Here is a 1086-nt window from a genome sequence, read left to right as displayed (position 1 = left end):
GCCATAGGAAATGGGGGATGCTTTTTTCCTTGAAGTTCCAAAGGAACAAGCAGCAAAATGCCTTAGCTATGGATTCCACCGATGGAAAAACTAGAGAAAAAGGCTGTATTTTCACTATATTTCACTCCATTTTCTTACGTTTTCTTTGACTCACAAGAGGGAACGCCGAATAAGGACAACGCACCTCCATCATATTTAACCGTGCGGAAAGGCCATGATAAAGACGCCTTTTCCAGCCCCAGACCTCTGTCATCCTGTTCGCCATATTGGGGGAGGTAAAGGCATCCCCATATCATCAGGGTGCCCGTTGAAACGCTGTGCAGGCTTTCCGCCGATACCTGCCCCGCTTGCAGGGGATCATGAGGCATCCCCGGAACGCTGCGATCCGGCGCGGTATCTGTTCCGCTTGAGGGGGCTCATGATCAATAACGGAGATGTGATAGGTCGCTTGAAGGCTCTGCTCCACTTGAGGGGAGATCATGAGGGATCGTCCCGCGTGAGCGCGTGGCCGGTGATCTACTCCGCTTGCGGGGGATCATGAGCGGCACCCGCCGCGTACGGGCCAGCCGTCAGAACCTGCCCCGCTTGCAGGGGGCTCGTGAACTTATGCCTGCGGTGTGCCCGGCGTGTTCAAGGCCCCGCTTGCGGGAACCGTCGTGTGGCTGTCTCCCACGCTGCGGGAAGGTACTCAAGACCCCGCCTCTAGGGAAACTGCCCAGCGGTTGATCCCCATGCGGCGGAATGTCTGCTCAAGGCCCCGCTTGCGGGGGAACCATTCGTCAAAAACGGTTCCCCGAACAGCCGCAAGGCTCAAGGCCCCGCCTGTGGGGGAACCGTGGGGAAAAGTGCCGTTCCGGGCTGACCGCGGCAATTTGGCCTTTCGGCCCGTATCGGAACGGGCTCCCTCCGTGCGGCCTTCCGAACAATCGGAACGGGTTCCCTCTACACGAACTCCCCATCAATCAGAACGGCTTGCCTCCACACGGACTCCCTACAATCGGAACGGACTCCCTCCGCACAGCCTCCCCACCAGTTGAAAGTCTTTGAAGAGGAGGGAGAGGGGTTTGGGGAGAGGGAGGGGAAACT

It is taken from the genome of Bilophila sp., from assembly GCF_057864385.1.
This window is presented reverse-complemented; position numbering follows the sequence as displayed.